This is a genomic window from Rhodococcus sp. Leaf225, from assembly GCF_001426145.1.
Lineage (GTDB): Bacteria > Actinomycetota > Actinomycetes > Mycobacteriales > Mycobacteriaceae > Rhodococcoides.
In genome coordinates this window covers 748,009-767,417 of sequence record NZ_LMRN01000009.1, presented here as the reverse complement: position 1 = coordinate 767,417, position 19,409 = coordinate 748,009, and the positions used below count along the sequence as shown (strand labels likewise).

Genomic DNA, 19,409 nt, shown 5'->3' with positions numbered 1-19,409 from the left:
TGCACCGGATTCACGTCAACCCTGTATCGCCATCCCCGGCACCGGGCAGGCGTCGACGGCCTCGGCGACGACGATGGACTCGGTGGGGACGGGCGGGCGAGCACCCTCCTCCCACTGCGCACCGGTGAGGGGGTCCTGCGCCTCGAGTTCCGCGTTCTCCTCGGGGGTGTAGGCGCGGCCACGACTGAGGAACCGCAGCCCCTCCGGCGTCTCGAGGGAGAAGCCGCTACCCCGGCCCGGCACCACGTCGAGCACCATCTGGGTGTGCTTCCACGCCTGGAACTGCGACCCCGAGATCCACACGGGAACCAGGTCGCTGCCGGTCGGGAGGTCGTCGGCGACGGTGCCGACCTCCGCGCGCAGGTCGAGGAGCCCGAGCAGGACGTCGCGGTCCCCGACGATGAATTCGCCTGCGGGGTAACACATCGGCGACGACCCGTCGCAGCATCCGCCGCTCTGATGCATCATCAGCGCGCCGTGGAGCCCGCCGAGGCGACGGAGAAGCTCCATCGCCCCGGCGGTTGCTTTGAGCCTCGGAGGCGGTGCCGACCCGTGGTTCGGCTGCATCAGAAGAAGCCCTGAGCCTTCGGGGCGTAGCTCACCAGCAGGTTCTTGGTCTGCTGGTAGTGGTCGAGCATCATCTTGTGGTTCTCGCGGCCGATGCCCGACTGCTTGTAGCCACCGAAGGCCGCGTGGGCCGGGTACTGGTGGTACGTGTTGGTCCACACACGACCGGCCTGGATGTCGCGGCCGGCGCGGTAGGCGACGCCGCCGTCACGCGACCAGACACCGGCGCCGAGGCCGTAGAGCGTGTCGTTGGCGATCTCGATGGCGTTGGCGTAGTCGGTGAACGACGTGACCGAGACGACGGGTCCGAAGATCTCCTCCTGGAAGATGCGCATGTTGTTCTTGCCGGTGAAGATGGTGGGCTGCACGTAGTAGCCGCCGTTGAGGTCGCCGCCGAGCTGCGCGCGCTCGCCGCCCGTGACGATCTTGGCGCCCTCGCCCTTGCCGATCTCGATGTACGACAGGATCTTCTCGAGCTGGTCGTTCGAGGCCTGGGCGCCGATCATCGTCTCGGTGTCCAGCGGATCACCCTGGCGGACGGCCTTGGTGCGGATCGCGGCGAGTGCAAGGAAGTCGTCGTAGATGTCCTGCTGGATCAGCGACCGCGACGGGCAGGTGCAGACCTCGCCCTGGTTGAGGGCGAACATCGTGAAACCCTCGAGGGCCTTGTCCTGGTAGTCGTCGTTCTGCGACAGCACGTCGGAGAAGAAGATGTTGGGGCTCTTGCCGCCGAGCTCGAGCGTCACCGGGATGAGGTTCTGCGAGGCGTACTGCATGATCAGGCGCCCGGTCGTGGTCTCACCGGTGAAGGCGATCTTCTTGATGCGCGGGCTCGACGCGAGGGGCTTGCCGGCCTCGGTGCCGAAGCCGTTGACGATGTTGAGCACGCCCGGAGGCAGCAGGTCACCGATGACGCTGATCAGGTACATGATCGACGCGGGTGTCTGCTCGGCCGGCTTGAGGACGACGGCGTTGCCGGCCGCGAGTGCGGGGGCGAGCTTCCACACGGCCATCAGGATCGGGAAGTTCCACGGGATGATCTGGCCGACGACGCCGAGCGGCTCGTGGAAGTGGTACGCGACGGTGTCACTGTCGATCTCGGACAGCGAACCCTCCTGCGCACGAATGCATCCGGCGAAGTAGCGGAAGTGATCGATCGCGAGCGGGATGTCGGCGTTGAGCGTCTCGCGGATCGGCTTGCCGTTGTCCCACGACTCGGCGAGCGCGATGGAGTCGAGGTTCTCGGCGATGCGGTCGGCGATCTTGTTCAGGATGACGGCGCGCTCGGCGGGCGAGGTCTTGCCCCACGCCGGCGCGGCCTTGTGTGCGGCGTCCAGGGCGAGGTCGATGTCCTCGGCGGTGGAGCGCGCGATCTCGCAGAAGTTCTGTCCCGTGACGGGCGTCGGGTTCTCGAAGTACTGACCCTTGACCGGAGCGACCCACTCGTTGCCGATCCAGTTGTCGTAGCGGGCCTCGAAAGACATGGCGGCGTCGGGCGTACCCGGGCGAGCGAAGACAGTCATCGAACATGCTCCTTCATCGGTGATCCACCCCCACGGTCATCGGGGGCTGTGATGCAGGACACTAGGTCGACGACGGTTGCATGACCGTTGCAGAGCCGACTCGGTCAGCCCAGCAGGGCGAGGCGAGCCTGGACCTGCCCGTACAGCGCCGAGGACGGGCTGAGCGTGGCGAGGTAGGCCGACCACGCGGCGGCGTCCTCGCGGCCGTGCACCGACGCCGTCCACCGCGCCAGCAGCACCGGGTCACCGGACCGCAGCAGCGCCGCCTGGACGCGCACTCGCAACTCCTCGCGGATCTCCGCGATACCCGGGGCGTACGACGACGGGAGCACCACGCCGGAGTAGAGCCGCAGCGCCGCGTCGACGTCCCCGCGGTCGAGAGCCGCCCGCACGTCCTCGACGTCCGACGACAGTTCCGCCACCAGTCGATAGGGCCGCGAGGCCACACCGTCGGCACCGAAAACCTTGCGCAGGCGCGACATCTCGGCTCGGACGGTGACCGAGTCCAGCTCGTTCTCGTCGAGCAGCACGGCGAGATGGTCGGAGCTCAGCCCCTCGGGATGCGCCCGCAACAGCAGCAGCATCTCGGCGTGCCGTCCGGACAGGGCGACGCGTTCACCGCCGCGGACCAACGACGGGCGCCCGGCTCCGAGCACCTCCAGACGGACTCCGGTGTCGAGATCGGGACGCGGGGACTCGAGCAGATGCAGTCGCAGTTCGGACTCGGCCGCCGCCACCGTCGCGCGGACCAACGAGAGCACCTCGGGAACCGCGACGCGCGGACCGCCCGTGATGTCGATGGCCCCCAGGATGCGGCCGGTGACGGGGTGGTGGACGGGGGCTGCACTGCAACTCCACTCGTGCACGGGCCGCGAGAAGTGCTCGGCGGCGAAGATCTGCACGCAGTGATCGATGGCCAGCGCGGTGCCGGGGGCGTTGGTGCCCATCCGCCCCTCGCTCCAGTCGGCGCCCTCGGTGAAGTTCATGGCGTTCGCGCGGTCCTTCGCCGCGGTGTCGCCCTCGACCCACAACAGCCGGCCCGACGCGTCGGTGATGGCCACGAGAAGGCCGGTGTCGGCGGCGTCCTCGACGAGGAGCTTGCGCACCACGGGTCGGATGACGGACATCGGGTGATCGGCGCGGTACTGCGCGAGCGTGACGTCGTCGAGGAGATCGTCCGCACCACGATCGGGGTCGACGCCCATGTCGCGGCTGCGCAGCCAGGAGTCGAGAACGACGGACCGCACGGGCGACTGGGGATCGACGGGACGGGCGAGTCCCACGGTCGACAGGCCCGGCCCGACGAAGGTCTCGTGAGCGCGGGAGACGGAGCGCGCGAGCGTGGCGGCGTCGTCCCCGGGCCTCATCGCGACCCACGGATTGACCGTCACCACAGACCCCGCTTCCGTCAACAGCCTCGCCCGGCAGATCGGCACACTCGACCGGCCTCCACTGTAACCCAGCTCACAGAGCGGCTGGCAGGGACTACTGGTTGCCGAGACGCGGCACCAGAGCACGGGGGTCGCGGTGCGACACGGCGCCCACCCAGAGCCCGGTGCCGTAGGCGACGTCGTCGATGCGCTTGTACGCCGCGTAGCGCACCGGACCGAGGCCGCCCGGCTCCCGGTGCTCGACCCAGTCCCGCACACCCTCCGCCACCGCGATGGCCAGCGCCAGACGTCGGATGCGCCGGGAGAACAGCACGGCCACCAGCGTGACCGGCCAGTAGTGCCGCACCGCCGCGGAGGCCAACTGCCAAGCGCCCCCGACGGTTCCGCGTGCCGCGAACACCGCGGCGAGGCGAGTGGGGTGATCCAGATCGACGAACAGGCGCCGTAGGCGGACCACCGTCGTGATCAGCGTGACCAGCGCACCGACCATGCCCGCACGCGTCCCCGAGGCGGCCAGCAGCAGTGCGAGCAGGGTCGACCGCGCCATGGCCACGGGCGGCACCTTCCCGTGGTGGCGGGAGGCCAGCTCGGTGGCACCGGTACCGTAGAACAGCTTGCGGCCGAACCACTTTCGCAGAGTGACGCGGTGATCGTGGGCGACGCGGGCCACCGGCTCGTACCGCAGGCGCCATCCCGCGTCCTGCAGTCGCCAGCACAGATCGACGTCCTCGGCCACGTGCATCGCCTCGTCGAAGCCTCCGCAGTCGAGCACGGCCCGTCGCCGGGCGACGACCGCCGCACTGGGGACGTACGACACCGGGCCACCCGCGAACACCGGGGCCTCCCGGCGACCGAGATCGAGGGAGGACCGTGCGCGCTCGTAGCGGGCGAGCGCACTGCCCTCCGGCTCGAGCGCCACGATGCGCGGAGCGACCAGCCCGACGGAGGGGTCGGAGAAATGACTGAGGACGACTTCGAGCCAGCCCTTGCGCGGCACCACGTCGGAGTCGAGGAACGCGACGAAGTCGGTCGTGGCCGCGGCGAGGCCGGCGTTGCGCGCCGCGGACGGTCCCCGCGGGGCGTCGTGCCGCACCACCGCGACCGAGGCACACAGTTCGTCCACGGCGATCTCGGCGTGCCGGACGGGAACGCGGGACCCGTCGTCCACGACGATCACGCGGAGTCCACGCAGCGCGCGCATCAGCCGCAGCAGTCCCTCGTGGTTGTCGCGGACCGGGATCACGACCGTCACGTCCGCGGCGGACGGAGTGCTCATCGGCCGGGGGTTCGCGACACCGGAGTCGAGCAGTCGACGCGCCACCGTGGCGGAGTCGGGATCGGACACCCGCAGGAATCCGTCGCCGATCATCGCGGCCGCGGCGGGTGCCAGCATCACCATCCTGGTGGGCGATCCGCCGAGGAGAACTCGACCGTTCGAGAGAGTCCGCACTCGAGGATCGATACGCACTCCGAATCCATCGGGAAGACGACCGTCGCGCATCGGGTCATCGTAAGGGCCTTTCTCAGTATTTGTCATAAGTCGGGCAGGATCGGCCCGAACACCCGCCGACGCGGGAATCGCGCTGTGGTCCGTTCGAGGGACACCCGCCCCGCGCGCACCGTGCATCGGCGCTGCTCGGCGCGCCGTGACCCCGACCGGTCGGCGTGCCTGGTCTCGACTGTCAAGCGAGACTTGAGGTTCGCTCGGATCGAGCGGCCGCCGACCGGATCGTCCACGGCAGATCGACGTGCACCGGGGAGCCCGCGCCGCGAGCTCGGGCAGGCGAGCCGACTGCCCGGCAGCGGATCGATCGACCGGCGTCCGCCGACGTGAACGTTCACCAACTCTCGTCGCACCGATGCGGCGACACGCGAGCGTCCGACGACTCCCCCGGTTAGAGTCGCCATGTCCCGTCCCGGTTCGCAGAAGGGGTCACGATGCCGCCGCGTCGCCGCTCGGCCCTGCTCGCGAAACTGTCCCGCGACGTCGCGGGTGGTTCACAGGAGGAGATCCTCACCGAACTCCGCCGGGTCATCCTGTCGGGTGACGCCCCGCCGGGAACGCCCATTCCCCTGGGCGACGTCGCCGACGTGTTCGGAGTCAGCCGCATCCCGGTGCGCGAATCGCTGAAGACCCTCATCGGCGAGAATCTGGTGTCGCATCGACCCAACCTCGGATACACGGTCGCGCAGTTGACGTCTCAGGAACTGCGCGAGATGTACATCGTTCGGGAGGTGCTCGAGAACGCCGCCCTCGCGGTGGCGGCCGAGGCCGCCACCGACGGGGAACGGCGTCGTGCCGAACAGATCGAGCGAGACCTCCGATCCTCGATCGCGGACGACGATCCCCAGCGCTACCACCGGTTGAGCCGCGAGTTCCACGTCGCCCTCACCGCGCCGTCCCGGATGTACCGCCTGCTCCACATGCTCGACGTCGCGTGGAACGTCACGGAGCCGGTCCAACCGATGGTGCACGTGAAGGGTGCGGACCGCGCGGCGTTGAACGACGATCACAGCGTCATGGTCCGCGCGTTCGTCGACCGCGACTCGGCGGCACTCCTGGCGGCGGCAGGGCACCACAACGAGCGGCTGAACGACGTCATCGCGACGCTTCCGGCGGGTTCCGGCCTGCTCTCCTGAGCCGGAACCGGACAGACCGGACCCGGAAACCTGCCGGTAAAGAGATATATCGGTTTCGTCACGACACGGAAATACAACGGGCTCAGACTTCTCCGCAGCACCGACCACGGTCCGCACCAGCGACGGAGACACGATGACCGACACCATTCCGCACACCGGCCCGTTCGACCCGCCTCCCGGGTCCCGCTCCGGTGTGAACGATCTGATCGAGGCACACGGGTACGCCGGAGGCGGGTCGACAGCAGAGGGACATCCGGTGGGGGGTGGAGTGATCAAGGAGGGGTACGACCCGAGGCTCACCAACGAGGACCTCGCCCCGCTGCGGAAGCAGACCTGGTCGTCCTACAACATCTTCGCGTTCTGGATGTCCGACGTGCACTCCGTGGGCGGATACGTCACCGCGGGCAGCCTTTTCGCGCTGGGACTGGCCAGTTGGCAGGTGCTCGTCTGTCTCCTCGTCGGCATCTCGATCGTCTACGTCTTCTGCAACCTGGTGGCCAAGCCCAGTCAGGTCGCAGGTGTCCCGTACCCGGTGATCTGTCGATCGGTCTTCGGCGTCCTCGGGGCCAACGTTCCCGCCATCATCCGAGGACTGATCGCGGTGGCGTGGTACGGGATCCAGACCTTCCTGGCCTCCGCCGCGCTCGACATCGTGTTGATCAAGCTGTTCCCGGCGCTCGGTCCGTGGGCGGACCGAGACCTCCACGGCTTCGCGGGACTGTCCACTCTGGGGTGGGGCAGCTTCATGCTCCTGTGGGTCCTGCAGGCGGCGGTCTTCTGGCGCGGCATGGAGTCCATCCGCAAGTTCATCGACTTCTGCGGCCCGGCCGTCTACGTCGTCATGTTCCTGTTGTGCGGCTACTTGATTCACGAAGCCGGCTGGAGCGCCATCGACCTGAACCTCGGCGACGTCACCTACACGGGGTTCGCCGCGGTGCCCGTCATGCTCGGCGCGATCGCGCTCGTCGTCTCCTACTTCTCGGGTCCGATGCTCAACTTCGGCGACTTCTCGCGCTACGGAAAGAGCTACGCCGCCGTGAAGCGCGGCAACTTCCTGGGCCTGCCCGTCAACTTCCTGCTCTTCTCGATCCTCGTCGTCGTCACCGCGTCCCTCACCGTTCCCGTCTTCGGCGAGCTCATCACCGACCCCGTCACGACGGTGGCGCGCATCGACAGCACCTTCGCGATCGTGTTGGGCGCGTTGACCTTCACGATCGCCACGATCGGTATCAACATCGTCGCGAACTTCATCTCGCCGGCCTTCGACTTCTCCAACGTCAGCCCGCAGAAGATCAGCTGGCGCGCCGGCGGCATGATCGCCGCCGTCGGCTCCGTGCTCATCACGCCGTGGAACCTCTACAACAATCCCGACGTCATCCACTACACGCTCGAGACCCTGGGAGCGTTCATCGGACCGCTGTTCGGCATCCTCATCGCGGACTACTACCTCATCCGCAAGCAGAAGGTCATCGTCGACGACCTGTTCACCATGGACGAGAGCGGCACGTACCACTACGCCAAGGGCTACAACCCGGCCGCGCTGATCGCCACCGCCGTCGGTGCCGTCTTCGCGATGTTCCCCGTGCTCACGGGCGGCACCCTCACCGGAATGCACACCGCGGCGCAGTACAGCTGGTTCATCGGCTGCGGCATCGGCTTCGCCCTCTACTGGGTGCTGGCCACGAAGACCTCGCTACGGGTGCGGAACGTCCCCGCCTGACCGCGGATCCGGCGCCAGTCCCGGCATGAGCGAGCGCAGGAACAGCTCCTCGTAGTCGGGGCCGGCGTCGGTGCGGGCGTCGCCGAGACGGACCACCTCGGCGTGCAGTCGCTCCATCGTGATGTCGAGCGTGCCCGCGGCCATCGCCGCCTCGCGCAACTCGTCCCTAAGGCGTTGCGGCACCTCACCGTCGTACTTGTAGAAGATCTTGTGTTCGAGACTCGCCCAGAAGTCCATCGCGATGGTCCGGATCTGCAGCTCCACGAAGACGTGCTCCGTGCGGTCGGACAGGAACACCGGAATCTCGATGGTGAGGTGGAGACTGCGGTACCCGTTGGGCTTCGGATTCGCGATGTAGTCCTCGAACTCGAGCACTCGGATGTCGCTCTGCGACGCCAGCATCTCCTTCACCGCATAGGTGTCGGCGATGAAACTACAGGTGATCCGGACGCCGGCGATGTCGAACAGACCGGCGCGAATCGCCTGGAACGTCAACGGAATCCCCTTGCGCACGGCCTTCTCGGCGATGCTGCGCGGCGTCTTCAGCCGCGACACCACGTGCTCGATGGGGCTGTAGGAATGCAGGTGCGTGAACTCGTCCTTCAGGATGTCGATCTTGGTGGTGAGCTCCTGCATGCCGAAGCGGTAGGACATCATGAAGCGGGTGAACTCGTCGCGCGCCGCGGTGAGGTCGAACACCACCGGCTCGTCCACGCTCATCGCGCGTCCTTCCGGAGAACCTTCTGCATCCGGAGGGACGCGGTGTCGTACCCCAGCGACTCGTACAGCCGACGCGCCGCCGTGTTGAAGCCGAAGACGTTGAGCCCGAGTACCGTTCCGCCGTTCTCCCGCACGGCGTCCTCCGCCAGGAGCATCGCCGCCCGGCCGAGACCGCGACCCCGGTACCGCTCGTCGATGGCGACGTCCCAGACCCACCAGTCGGTCGTGGTCGCGATCGACTGGGGCCCGATCCACAGTGACCCCACCACGGTCTCGCCGTCCAGCACGTCGTACACCTGATGATGCGGTGCCGGACGACCGTCGGGGAAGTAGGCGGAGAAACTCTGCTCGGCGTTGTCGGTCGCCTGTTCGAGGGTGTCACCCGCCCGGACGCGATCCGCGCGGTAGTCACCGCGGCTGCGCTCGACCCATTCGGGAAGTCGATCGTCGGGCATGGTCCTCAGCACCACTCGGGCCTGCGTGGAGTCTCCGTCGGCTGCGCTCACCCCTCCAGTGTCCCGGGTGCCGCACCGAGGTGGTTGAGCGTTCTACTTTCGGGTACCGCATCCTGGTGAGTGTCGTGTCCCGCCGTCCGATCCGGCATGCCGGTGGCCAGGGGGCGAGGTCCCTCGTCGACGTCGCCGACCGCGCGGGCGGATCGGTCACAGGTCCCGCCGAGCCGGTCACGGTGGACGATCTCTGTGACGATTCGCGTGCGGTGCGGCCCGGCGATCTGTATGTCGCGCTCCCCGGAACACGCTGGCACGGTCTCGATTTCGAGGAGGACGCCCAGCGCGCCGGCGCGGTGGCCGTGCTCAGCGATCGGCCCGGCACCCGGTTGCCGAGCATCGTGGTCGCGGATCCGCGGGTCGTCGTCGGTCCGCTGGCCGCATGGTTCCACGGGAGCCCGTCCTCGTCGATGGCCGTGTTCGGAGCGACGGGCACCAACGGCAAGACCAGCACGACGCACTTCCACCACGCCGGCCTGCGCGCCGCGGGTCATCGTGCGGGGATGATCTCCGGGGTCGCGGTCAGCGGCGCCGGCAGCGACGAGGCCCCGGTGCGCACCACTCCCGAGGCGACGGTGCTCCAACGCACGCTGTCGACGTTCGTCCACAACGGATGCACGGCCGCCGCCCTCGAGGTGTCCTCGCACGCCATCGCCCAGCACCGCGTCGACGGGGTGGAGTTCGCCGTCACCGCCTTCACCAATCTCGGCCGGGACCACCTCGACTTCCACGGCTCGATGGAGGAGTACTACCGGACCAAGGCCTCACTGTTCACCCCTGACCGCACCGGACGGGCCGTCGTCATGATCGACGACGAGTACGGGCGGCGGCTCGCGTCGGAGTGCGCGGTGCCGACGGTGACGTGCTCGGTGTCCGATCCTTCGGCGGACTTCCGCGCCGATCGCATCGACTGCACGACGCATCGCACCCGATTCCTCGCCCGGACCCCGGTGGGCGACATCCCGCTCTCACTGCAGGTTCTCGGCCCCCACCAGGTGGCGAACGCTCTGGTCGCACTCGCCTCCCTCGTCTCCGGTGGGGTGGACGCGGAGCGTGCGGCCGCCGGCATCTCGGCGCTGCACAACATTCCCGGCCGATGCGAGACCGTGTCGGCCGGCCAGGACTTCACCGCCCTCGTCGACTACATGCACAACGTGTCCGGCCAGCGCGCGATCCTGCCGTACCTGCGGCGCATCACCCCGGGGCGCCTGATCCTGGTCATCGGGGCGACCGGTGACCGTGACGTGGGCAAGCGCGTCGAGCTGGGCACGGTCGCCGCGGCCTATGCGAACGACATCGTCGTCACGGACGAGAGTGCCAACGGCGAGGATCCGCACTCGATTCGCGCCGACGTCGTCCGCGGCGCCCGGTCCGGTGATCGGGGCGTCCGCGTGGTGGAGATCGCGGACCGGCGCGCAGCATTCCACCACGCCGTGGCGGACGCGGCGGCCGGGGACACCGTCGTCGTGGCGGGGCGAGGCAGCGACACCTGGCAGCACTTCGGCACCCGAACCGTGTACTTCGACGATCATGCCGAACTGCACGACGCGATCCTCGCCCGATGACTCCCGCGGGTCAGCTCGCCGGCGTCTCCCGCTCGAACCGGTCGTCGATGCGCGCCGCCTTGTAGTAGACGATCGAGCCGATCCAGACCACCACGAACACGACCACCACGATCTGGCCCGCCAGGGTGAGATCCACTGCGGCCACCGCGTCCCAGATGCCGCCGGACAGTCCGAGTTCCTCACCGAGCAACGACAGGATCTGCACGGTGCCCACCACGAGGGCGAGGAAGATCGACAGGCCCGTCATCGTGATGTTGTAGTAGATCTTCCGGACCGGCGTGACGAAGGCCCAGCCGTACGCCTTGGACATGAAGACGCCGTCGAGCGTGTCCATCGTCGACATGCCGGCCGCGAACAGCACCGGCAGCGCGATGATGGCCATCGGCGGGAGGCCACCGGCGATGGCGCTGGTGCCCGCCACGGCGAGCAGACCGACCTGCGTGGCGGTGTCGAACCCCAGGCCGAAGAGCAGCCCCAGCGGATACATCTGCCACGAGTGGCTGATCATCCGGTCGTAGCGGCCGCGGAAGATCCGATTGAGCAGTCCTCTGCGTGCGAGGAGATCGTCGAGCGTCTCGTCGGAGAACTGTCCGCGCCGCGCGGCACGCCACATGCGCACGATGCCGACGAGGACGACCAGGTTCAGGGCCGCGATGAGGTAGAGGAACGTGCCGGAGACGAGGGTGCCGATGATGCCGCCGGTGTCCGCGAAGGCGTCCCGGAAGTCCGTCGCGCGCGATGCGGCGAACGCGATCGCGGCGACGAACGCGAACACGACCGTCGAGTGCCCGAGCGAGAAGAACAGTCCGACCGCCAGGGGCCGCCTGCCCTTCTGCAGCAACAGTCGGGTGGTGTCGTCGATGGCCGCGATGTGGTCGGCGTCGAAGGCGTGCCGCATGCCCAACGTGTAGGCCAACACCCCGGCGCCCGCGTAGACGAGAGTGCCGTCCGCGCCGGTGAGGCCGTGGATCGCCGGGATCGAGTCGTAGTGCAGGAACAGGCCCCACCCGACGACGTGCAGCGCCACGAGCACTGCTGCCAGGCCCAGGAGCCGGGGGATCTCGTCGCGCGTGAAACGCGCACGTCCGGTCACGGTGTCGGCAGACGTCATGGGACACCAATATTCCTCATGGAGCCCGTCCGCGCAGTGCTGGGTCAGACGCGCGCGGGTGAGCGGAGCACCGTCGTCGTGACGGCAACCGACGCCAGCGCCACGACGACCGCTCCGTAGACCGTCGCGGTGACGAGGAGACCGGCCGAGTGGATCGCCACACCCGCGACGATGGCCGGCACGCTGAAGGCGAGGTAACTCAGCACGAGCGTCGTGGCGAAGACACTGCCGCGATGCTCCGGCGGTGCGAGAGCGCCGATGATGCTCATCGCGCCGAGGAACGTCGCGCCCCAGCCGAACCCGGACACCGCGGTCCCGACGAAGTACAGCGGCGCCGACGCGATGTGCAGCCCGACGAGATTCACCACGATGCCCGTGGCGAGAGTGAGTGCACCGGCGGTCATGGCCGTGCGCGGGAGAAGAGTACGAGCGGACGCGGCACCGATCGCTCCGGCCGTGAACATCGTGAAGATGTCCAGCCCGCCCACGACGGCGCCGCGGAGATCGAAGACCGTGCCCATGATGGACGGCCCCAGCGACAGGTGGAACCCGCCCAGCGACCACGTCGCGACGAGCGCGGGGACGACCGGCCAGAAGTGGGCACGGATCGACACGGGCAGACCGAGGGTCGGCGTCAGCACCCGCATGACGTGTCGACGGTCGTCGAAGCCTGCCCGGACCGCGGATTCCGGCACTGCCACGACGAGCGCCGTGAGGACGACCAGCGCGACGATCATCACGACGTACACGAGCGTGGTGGGGAACGGCGCGAACTGCACCAGCAGTCCGGCCGCGATACCGCCTGCTCCCAGCCCGAAGGCCGGTGCGACCGAGCTCACCAGGGGGCCGAGACGGTCGGTCGGCTGCAGATCGATGATCGCGGCGGTCAGGGCACCCATGGCCGCGCCGGCCGCCAGACCCTGCACGACGCGCGCGGCGATGAGCCAGCCGACCCCGTCGGCGAACACGAAGACGACCTGGCTGGCGATCAGCACGAGCAGCGACGTCACGATCACGGGCTTACGGCCGAGGTGGTCGGACAGCGACCCGACGGTCAACAGGGCGGCGAGTAGTGCGAAGACGTACACGGCGAAGACGATGGTCAGCGTCGACGCGCCGAATCCCCATCGGGACTGGTACACGGGGTACAGCGGGGACGGCGCCGCCGACGATCCCATGACGGTGAAGAACACGAGGGCCACCACCCAGAACGAGCGAACGGGGGTCATCCAGGACTGGGGTCGCACCTCGGTCGTCGTCACCGTGGGTCCAACTCCCCCCACCGACTCCTCATTCCCGGGACGGTGACGGCGTCAGAGCGTCGCGGGCACCGCGAGCGATCGCCCGGCCGCGAAGCGCAACGCACTGTCGGGGAGGGAACCGTCGCGTCCCGACAGGGTCACCGACACGCTCCCGTGTCCCTCACGCGGCGACGACACCTCGTCGAGGCGGCGCAGAGTCTGGGCCGCGACGGCCTCGGCGCTGTCGAACATCCGCACACCCGGCGGCAGCGCCGCCATGATCTCGTCCGCTACCAGCGGATAGTGGGTGCACCCCAGGACGATGCCCTGCACGTCGTCCGGCGTCCGCGCCGCTGCCGACGCGATGGCCGCGCTGACGGCCGCGAGATCACCGCGGTCGATGGCATCGGCGAGTCCGTGGCACGCGACGGCCGAAACCGTGCGACCCGACGCGAACTCCGCGATCAAGCGCGCCTGATACGACGACGCGGTGGTCGCCGCCGTCGCCCACACCGTGATCGAGTCACACTGCAGTGCAGCGGGTTTGATGGCCGGGACCGTCCCGACCACGGGGGTGGACCCCAGGGCCGCGCGGGTCGCGTCGAGCGCGATGACGCTGGCGGTGTTGCACGGCAGCACCACCACCTCGGCTCCACCGTCGACGGCGCGCCGCGCCGTCTCCACGACGTGCGCCTCCGTCCACGCGGTGGGCTTGGGTCCCCACGGCGCGTTGTCCGGGTCGAGGTACAGATGAAGGTCGAGCGACGGGCGCAGTCGACGCAGGTGGGCTGCCGTGGGCAACGACCCCAGGCCCGAGTCGATCAGCGCGACGTTCACGGTGACAATCTACCGCCCCGGCACCGGCCGACCTCCGGACGTCGGCGCGCGGCCACGATGGATGCGGGAAGGCCGGAGGCCGGTCGGAATGTGACAGAGCGCAGACTGAGCGGATGACCGCTCCGCTCGAGCCCGATGAGGCCGACCTCATCGCCGCGGCGGTGCTCGCGGTCCCCGGTGTGGCCGGCCTGCACTCCGGCCTCTTCGGTGAGGCCGTGACGCTGCTGCCGGGTCGACGCATCGAGGGCGTGGTGGTGGGGCACGAGTCCTGCGCCGTGCACATCACGGTCCGTTGTCCGGGAGATCCCGACTCCGTCGTCCACGCCGTCCAGGAGACGCTCGCGCGTGTCGTCCGGATTCCCGTTGTGGTCACGGTGGAGGATTTCGCCGTCGAGTGAGTCGGCGTCACAACGCTTTTCGGCACGGTTGCCGTCGCGACCCGAGAGGACGAGGGTTGCGCGCGCGCCGACGCGGGATCGGCGCGGAAACGGAACTCACATGATGCGCACGATCCTTCGCCGCACTGTCGGCACGACCCTCACCGCCCTCGTGGCACTCACGCTCGGAGCGTCCCCTGCATCGGCCGCGCCGGGCGGTGCTCCGCCCATCGCGCAGGTGCGCACTCTCTCCGCCGGCGCCACGGTCACCGTGGTCGGCACGGTCACCACACCGCCCGGCGCCTTCGCATCGAGCTTCCTCGACGTCGGGTTCGGGATCCAGGACCGCACCGCCGGCATCTACATCAGCGCCTCGGCGCCCACCGACGTCGTGCCGGGTACATCGGTGCGTGTCACGGGGTCGCTCGCGGACCAGTCCGGACTTCTGGTGGTGCGACCGACGAGCATCGTGTCGTTGGGACCGGTCGATGCGGTGGCACCCAGACCGGTGGTGGTCCGCGTGGTCGGCGAGTCCACCGAGGCGTCGCTGGTGACGGTCGTCGGACGCGTCACGAGCGCCGTGGTGGACGATCTGCCGTACGGGTACAAGTTCACGATCGCGGACCGGACCGGGGAGACCACCGTCTTCGTCAACACGCAGACGGGCATCGACGTGAGCGCGATCCGCGCGGGGCAGACACTGCGCGTCACCGGCATGAGCAGCCAGTACGAGGACCACTACGAGATCGATCCGCGCTCTCCCGCGGACGTCGTCGTGCTGCCCTGATTCCACACACGCCGAACGGCGCCCACCCCGCAGGGTGAGCGCCGTTCGGTGTGAGGCGGTCTTACTTGTTGATCTTCGTGACGCGACCGGCGCCGACGGTGCGGCCACCCTCGCGGATCGCGAAGCGCAGGCCCTCGTCCATGGCGACCGGCTGGATCAGCACGACGGACATCTCGGTGTTGTCACCGGGCATGACCATCTCGGTGCCCTCGGGGAGGGTCACGACGCCCGTCACGTCCGTGGTACGGAAGTAGAACTGCGGGCGGTAGTTGTTGAAGAACGGGGTGTGGCGACCGCCCTCGTCCTTCGACAGGATGTATGCCTGGCCCTCGAACTCCGTGTGGGGAGTGGTGGTGCCGGGCTTGACGACGACCTGTCCACGCTCGACATCTTCGCGCTTGATGCCGCGGACGAGGAGGCCGACGTTGTCGCCCGCCTGGCCCGAGTCGAGCAGCTTGCGGAACATCTCGATGCCGGTGACCGTGGTCTTGGTCGACTTCTCCTTGATGCCGACGATCTCGACATCCTCGTTGACGTTGACCGAGCCACGCTCGATACGGCCGGTGACGACGGTGCCGCGACCGGTGATGGTGAAGACGTCCTCGACGGGCATGAGGAAGGGCTTCTCGGTCTCACGGACGGGGTCCGGAACCGAGTCGTCCACTGCCTGCATGAGCTCGAGAACCGACTCGGCCCACTTCTCGTCGCCCTCGAGGGCCTTGAGAGCGGAGACCTTGACGACGGGAGCGTCCTCGTCGAACTCCTGTGCGGCGAGGAGCTCGCGCACCTCCATCTCGACGAGCTCGATGATCTCGTCGTCGTCCACCATGTCGGCCTTGTTCAGCGCGACGAGGATGTACGGCACGCCGACCTGGCGAGCGAGCAGGACATGCTCGCGCGTCTGGGGCATGGGGCCGTCGGTCGCTGCGACGACGAGGATCGCGCCGTCCATCTGTGCCGCGCCGGTGATCATGTTCTTGATGTAGTCGGCGTGGCCGGGAGCGTCGACGTGTGCGTAGTGACGCTTCTCGGTCTGGTACTCGACGTGGGAGATGTTGATCGTGATACCACGAGCCTTCTCCTCCGGAGCCTTGTCGATCTGGTCGAAGGCCGACGCCTCGTTCAGGTCCGGGAACTTGTCGTGCAGAACCTTGGTGATTGCAGCCGTCAGCGTCGTCTTACCGTGGTCAACGTGACCGATGGTGCCGATGTTGACGTGCGGCTTGGTCCGATCGAACTTCGCCTTGGCCACTGTGTCCTCCTGGACTGTTATTGCCTGCGTTATGCAGCATTACGGATGTACTTACGGGTGGTGCGGTGTGACGGTGGTACCGGGTCCAGCTTCGGAGACTATTCTCCGGTGGCCTTCGCGATGATCTCCTTCGAGACGTTCGAGGGAACCTCTGCGTAGGAGTCGAAGACCATGGAGTAGTTCGCTCGGCCCTGGGTGCGAGACCGCAGGTCACCGATGTAACCGAACATCTCCGACAGCGGAACCAGCGCCTTGACGACACGGGCACCACTGCGTTCCTCCATGGCCTGGATCTGGCCACGGCGGGAGTTCACATCGCCGATCACGTCGCCCATGTACTCCTCGGGCGTGATCACCTCGACCGCCATGAGCGGTTCGAGGATGACCGGACCGGCCTTGCGGGCAGCTTCCTTGAAGGCCTGCGAACCCGCGATCTTGAACGCCATCTCGGACGAGTCGACGTCGTGGTACGCGCCGTCGAGCAGGATCAGCTTGACGTTCACCAGCGGGTAGCCGGCGAGAACGCCGTACTGCATCGCGTCCTGCGCGCCGGCATCCACGGACGGGATGTACTCGCGCGGGATACGACCGCCGGAAACCTTGTTCTCGAACTCGTAGGTCGCGCCGTCCTCGCCGATGAAGGGCTCGAGGCCGATGATGACCTTCGCGAACTGGCCGGAGCCACCCGTCTGCTTCTTGTGGGTGAACTCCTGCTTCTCGACGATCTTGGTGATCGTCTCGCGGTAGGCCACCTGCGGCTTGCCGACGTTGGCCTCGACCTTGAACTCGCGACGCATGCGGTCGACGAGGATGTCGAGGTGGAGCTCGCCCATGCCGCCGATGACGGTCTGGCCGGTCTCCTCGTCGAGCTTGACCGAGAAGGTCGGGTCCTCTTCGGCCAGCTTCTGGATGGCCGTGCCGAGCTTCTCCTGGTCGGACTTCGTCTTCGGCTCGATCGACACCTGGATGACCGGGTCCGGGAACGTCATCGACTCGAGGATGATCTGGTTCTGCGGATCGCAGAGCGTGTCACCCGTCGTCGTGTCCTTCAGACCGATCACGGCGTAGATGTGGCCGGCGCTGGCGGTCGCGACCGGGTTCTCCTTGTTGGAGTGCATCTGGAAGAGCTTGCCCAGACGCTCCTTCTTGCCCTTGGTCGAGTTGATGACCTGCGAGCCGGAGTCGACCTTGCCCGAGTACACGCGCACGTACGTCAGCTTGCCGAAGAACGGGTGCGTCGCGATCTTGAACGCGAGCGCCGCGAACGGCTCGTCGGCGGACGGCTTGCGGGTGAGTTCCTTCTCCTCGTCGCCCACGGCGTGACCGATGGTCTCGGCGACGTCGAGCGGGGACGGGAGGTAGTCGATGACCGCGTCGAGCATGGGCTGGACGCCCTTGTTCTTGAACGCGGAACCGCACAGGATCGGGTACAGCTCGGAGTTGACCGTCATCTTGCGAATCGCGGTCTTGACCTCGTCGATGGTCAGCTCGTCACCGCTGAAGTGCTTCTCCAGCAGTGCCTCGTCGGACTCGGCGACGGTCTCGAGCAGCTCGGTGCGGTACTGCTCGGCCCGCTCCTTCAGCTCCTCGGGGATCTCGACGGTCTCGTAGGTCTCGCCGAGCTTCGTCTCTCCGCGCCAGACCTTCGCGTTCATCTCGATCAGGTCGACGATGCCCTCGAAGCTGTCCTCTGCGCCGATCGGCAACTGGATGACCAACGGCTTGGCGCCGAGGCGATCCTTGATGGTCTGCACGGTGAAGTAGAAGTCCGCACCGAGCTTGTCCATCTTGTTGACGAAACAGATGCGCGGCACGTCGTACTTGTCGGCCTGACGCCACACCTGCTCGGACTGGGGCTCGACGCCCTCCTTGCCGTCGAACACGGCGACGGCACCGTCGAGGACGCGGAGCGAACGCTCCACCTCGACCGTGAAGTCGACGTGCCCGGGGGTGTCGATGATGTTGATCTGGTTGTCGTTCCAGAAGCACGTCGTGGCAGCAGACGTGATGGTGATGCCACGCTCCTGCTCCTGCTCCATCCAGTCCATGGTGGCTGCGCCGTCATGGACCTCACCGATCTTGTACGAGATACCGGTGTAGAAGAGGATGCGCTCGGTAGTGGTGGTCTTACCGGCATCGATGTGGGCCATGATGCCGATGTTGCGGACCTTGTTCAGGTCGGTCAGCACGTCCTGTGCCACGAATTCATCCCGCCTTGGTGTTGGAAGAAGTGAGTCGAAGGTTCAACGCTCGGGTGGCGCCGGATGTTTCCCGGCGCCCCCGAGACGCGATCACCAGCGGTAGTGCGCGAATGCCTTGTTGGCTTCCGCCATCTTGTGCGTGTCCTCGCGACGCTTGACTGCTGCGCCGAGACCGTTGCTGGCATCGAGGAGTTCGTTGGCCAGACGCTCGACCATCGTCTTCTCGCGACGAGCGCGGGAGAACGAGACGAGCCAGCGCAGAGCCAGCGTGGTGGAGCGGCCCGGACGAACCTCGACCGGAACCTGGTAGGTGGCGCCACCGACACGACGGCTGCGGACCTCGAGGGCCGGCTTGACGTTGTCCAGTGCGCGCTTGAGCGTCACGACGGGATCGGTGCCCGTCTTCTCGCGTGCCTGCTCGAGAGCCTGGTACACGATGCGCTCCGCGGTCGACTTCTTGCCGTCCAGCAGGATCTTGTTGACCAGCTGGGTGACCAGCGGCGAACCGTAGACGGGATCGTTGATCAGCGGGCGCTTGGGTGCTGGGCCTTTACGTGGCATGTCAGCTCTTCTCCTTCTTGGCGCCGTACTTGCTGCGAGCCTGCTTGCGGTTCTTCACGCCCTGCGTGTCGAGCGAGCCACGGATGATCTTGTAACGGACACCCGGGAGGTCCTTCACGCGACCACCGCGCACGAGCACCATGGAGTGCTCCTGCAGGTTGTGGCCCTCACCGGGGATGTAGGCGGTGACCTCGACGGACGTGGTCAGGCGGACGCGAGCGACCTTACGAAGCGCGGAGTTCGGCTTCTTCGGGGTGGTGGTGTACACGCGAGTGCACACACCACGGCGCTGCGGGCTGCCCTTCAGGGCAGCGGTCTTCAGCTTCGCGACCTTGTCGGTGCGACCCTTGCGGACCAGCTGGTTGATTGTTGGCATGAACCGGCTTTCTTCGTGTCGAGAAACAGGG

At 67.7% G+C, this 19,409-nt stretch carries 18 protein-coding genes; 5 read left to right on the top strand and 13 right to left on the bottom strand.

The window, feature by feature from the left end; genetic code table 11:
• Positions 1-15: 15 nt before the first annotated feature.
• From ASG69_RS08080 to mftF, 4 genes are all read right to left on the bottom strand, one after another.
• Positions 16-510, bottom strand: coding sequence for a DUF779 domain-containing protein (locus ASG69_RS08080; protein ID WP_056441792.1), 495 nt, complete (start codon positions 508-510; stop codon positions 16-18).
• Positions 511-566: 56 nt separating this feature from the next.
• Positions 567-2,090, bottom strand: coding sequence for an aldehyde dehydrogenase (adh, locus tag ASG69_RS08075; RefSeq protein WP_027504630.1), 1,524 nt, complete (start codon positions 2,088-2,090; stop codon positions 567-569).
• Between the two features lie 104 nt (positions 2,091-2,194).
• Entirely contained in the window at positions 2,195-3,457 is a 1,263-nt protein-coding gene (locus ASG69_RS08070) for a hypothetical protein (RefSeq protein WP_056442392.1), read from the bottom strand.
• A gap of 118 nt (positions 3,458-3,575) precedes the next feature.
• Positions 3,576-4,982: a mycofactocin biosynthesis glycosyltransferase MftF gene (gene mftF, locus ASG69_RS08065; RefSeq protein WP_027504628.1), complete on the bottom strand. Its 1,407-nt coding sequence runs from the start codon at positions 4,980-4,982 to the stop codon at positions 3,576-3,578.
• A 437-nt stretch (positions 4,983-5,419) separates the two neighbouring features.
• On the opposite strand from mftF, the gene ASG69_RS08055 reads away from it, so the two are divergent.
• Together ASG69_RS08055 and ASG69_RS08050 are read left to right on the top strand one after the other, a co-directional pair.
• A complete protein-coding gene (locus tag ASG69_RS08055; RefSeq protein ID WP_056441789.1) occupies positions 5,420-6,121 on the top strand; it encodes a GntR family transcriptional regulator in 702 nt (233 codons plus the stop codon).
• A gap of 133 nt (positions 6,122-6,254) precedes the next feature.
• A complete protein-coding gene (locus tag ASG69_RS08050) occupies positions 6,255-7,841 on the top strand; it encodes an NCS1 family nucleobase:cation symporter-1 (RefSeq protein ID WP_056441786.1) in 1,587 nt (528 codons plus the stop codon).
• On the opposite strand, the gene ASG69_RS08045 is transcribed toward ASG69_RS08050, so the two are convergent.
• Both ASG69_RS08045 and ASG69_RS08040 read right to left on the bottom strand, forming a co-directional pair.
• Positions 7,815-8,561, bottom strand: coding sequence for a GTP pyrophosphokinase (locus tag ASG69_RS08045; RefSeq protein WP_081821128.1), 747 nt, complete (start codon positions 8,559-8,561; stop codon positions 7,815-7,817). The genes ASG69_RS08050 and ASG69_RS08045 overlap by 27 nt on opposite strands.
• Positions 8,558-9,067 (bottom strand): GNAT family N-acetyltransferase, encoded by a 510-nt coding sequence (locus tag ASG69_RS08040; protein WP_197027738.1) that lies wholly within the window; start codon positions 9,065-9,067, stop codon positions 8,558-8,560. The genes ASG69_RS08045 and ASG69_RS08040 overlap by 4 nt, the downstream gene beginning before the upstream one ends.
• Positions 9,068-9,132: 65 nt before the next feature.
• Here ASG69_RS08040 and ASG69_RS08035 point away from each other — a divergent pair, with 65 nt between their 5' ends.
• On the top strand, positions 9,133-10,635 hold the full coding sequence (locus ASG69_RS08035; RefSeq protein WP_235578880.1) for a UDP-N-acetylmuramoyl-L-alanyl-D-glutamate--2,6-diaminopimelate ligase: 1,503 nt from the start codon (positions 9,133-9,135) through the stop codon (positions 10,633-10,635).
• A gap of 10 nt (positions 10,636-10,645) precedes the next feature.
• Here ASG69_RS08035 and ASG69_RS08030 read toward each other — a convergent pair whose 3' ends face one another.
• Genes ASG69_RS08030 through ASG69_RS08020 form a run of 3 tightly spaced genes read right to left on the bottom strand, consistent with a single transcriptional unit; the run spans position 10,646 to position 13,824 of the window.
• The gene (locus ASG69_RS08030; protein ID WP_056441783.1) at positions 10,646-11,746 is read right to left on the bottom strand and encodes a HoxN/HupN/NixA family nickel/cobalt transporter; all 1,101 of its coding nucleotides are present in this window, start codon (positions 11,744-11,746) and stop codon (positions 10,646-10,648) included.
• A 44-nt stretch (positions 11,747-11,790) separates the two neighbouring features.
• Complete coding sequence (locus ASG69_RS08025) at positions 11,791-13,008, bottom strand: MFS transporter (protein ID WP_235578879.1); 1,218 nt, start codon at positions 13,006-13,008, stop codon at positions 11,791-11,793.
• A 51-nt stretch (positions 13,009-13,059) separates the two neighbouring features.
• Positions 13,060-13,824, bottom strand: a complete 765-nt coding sequence (locus tag ASG69_RS08020; protein ID WP_056441782.1) for a glutamate racemase — start codon at positions 13,822-13,824, stop codon at positions 13,060-13,062.
• A gap of 113 nt (positions 13,825-13,937) precedes the next feature.
• Here ASG69_RS08020 and ASG69_RS08015 point away from each other — a divergent pair, with 113 nt between their 5' ends.
• Together ASG69_RS08015 and ASG69_RS08010 are read left to right on the top strand one after the other, a co-directional pair.
• Positions 13,938-14,222: a hypothetical protein gene (locus tag ASG69_RS08015; RefSeq protein WP_027504619.1), complete on the top strand. Its 285-nt coding sequence runs from the start codon at positions 13,938-13,940 to the stop codon at positions 14,220-14,222.
• A 100-nt stretch (positions 14,223-14,322) separates the two neighbouring features.
• Positions 14,323-14,988, top strand: coding sequence for a hypothetical protein (locus ASG69_RS08010; RefSeq protein ID WP_027504618.1), 666 nt, complete (start codon positions 14,323-14,325; stop codon positions 14,986-14,988).
• 61 nt (positions 14,989-15,049) lie between these two features.
• Here ASG69_RS08010 and tuf read toward each other — a convergent pair whose 3' ends face one another.
• The 4 genes from tuf to rpsL all read right to left on the bottom strand — a co-directional run bounded on the left by tuf (position 15,050) and on the right by rpsL (position 19,378).
• Positions 15,050-16,240 (bottom strand): elongation factor Tu, encoded by a 1,191-nt coding sequence (tuf, locus tag ASG69_RS08005; RefSeq protein WP_027504617.1) that lies wholly within the window; start codon positions 16,238-16,240, stop codon positions 15,050-15,052.
• Between the two features lie 98 nt (positions 16,241-16,338).
• On the bottom strand, positions 16,339-18,441 hold the full coding sequence (fusA, locus tag ASG69_RS08000; protein ID WP_027504616.1) for an elongation factor G: 2,103 nt from the start codon (positions 18,439-18,441) through the stop codon (positions 16,339-16,341).
• A 90-nt stretch (positions 18,442-18,531) separates the two neighbouring features.
• Positions 18,532-19,002, bottom strand: coding sequence for a 30S ribosomal protein S7 (rpsG, locus tag ASG69_RS07995; protein WP_027504615.1), 471 nt, complete (start codon positions 19,000-19,002; stop codon positions 18,532-18,534).
• 1 nt (position 19,003) lies between these two features.
• The gene (gene rpsL, locus ASG69_RS07990) at positions 19,004-19,378 is read right to left on the bottom strand and encodes a 30S ribosomal protein S12 (protein ID WP_027504614.1); all 375 of its coding nucleotides are present in this window, start codon (positions 19,376-19,378) and stop codon (positions 19,004-19,006) included.
• Positions 19,379-19,409: the final 31 nt, after the last annotated feature.

What these genes read in the sequence shown, in the direction of transcription:
- ASG69_RS08080 (WP_056441792.1), bottom strand. Translation starts at nt 510, where the DNA reads ATGGAGCTTCTCCGTCGCCTCGGCGGGCTCCACGGCGCGCTGATGATG.
- adh (WP_027504630.1), bottom strand. Translation starts at nt 2,090, where the DNA reads ATGACTGTCTTCGCTCGCCCGGGTACGCCCGACGCCGCCATGTCTTTC.
- ASG69_RS08070 (WP_056442392.1), bottom strand. Translation starts at nt 3,457, where the DNA reads ATGAGGCCCGGGGACGACGCCGCCACGCTCGCGCGCTCCGTCTCCCGC.
- mftF (WP_027504628.1), bottom strand. Translation starts at nt 4,982, where the DNA reads ATGCGCGACGGTCGTCTTCCCGATGGATTCGGAGTGCGTATCGATCCT.
- ASG69_RS08055 (WP_056441789.1), top strand. Translation starts at nt 5,420, where the DNA reads ATGCCGCCGCGTCGCCGCTCGGCCCTGCTCGCGAAACTGTCCCGCGAC.
- ASG69_RS08050 (WP_056441786.1), top strand. Translation starts at nt 6,255, where the DNA reads ATGACCGACACCATTCCGCACACCGGCCCGTTCGACCCGCCTCCCGGG.
- ASG69_RS08045 (WP_081821128.1), bottom strand. Translation starts at nt 8,561, where the DNA reads ATGAGCGTGGACGAGCCGGTGGTGTTCGACCTCACCGCGGCGCGCGAC.
- ASG69_RS08030 (WP_056441783.1), bottom strand. Translation starts at nt 11,746, where the DNA reads ATGACGTCTGCCGACACCGTGACCGGACGTGCGCGTTTCACGCGCGAC.
- ASG69_RS08015 (WP_027504619.1), top strand. Translation starts at nt 13,938, where the DNA reads ATGACCGCTCCGCTCGAGCCCGATGAGGCCGACCTCATCGCCGCGGCG.
- ASG69_RS08010 (WP_027504618.1), top strand. Translation starts at nt 14,323, where the DNA reads ATGATGCGCACGATCCTTCGCCGCACTGTCGGCACGACCCTCACCGCC.
- rpsG (WP_027504615.1), bottom strand. Translation starts at nt 19,002, where the DNA reads ATGCCACGTAAAGGCCCAGCACCCAAGCGCCCGCTGATCAACGATCCC.
- rpsL (WP_027504614.1), bottom strand. Translation starts at nt 19,378, where the DNA reads ATGCCAACAATCAACCAGCTGGTCCGCAAGGGTCGCACCGACAAGGTC.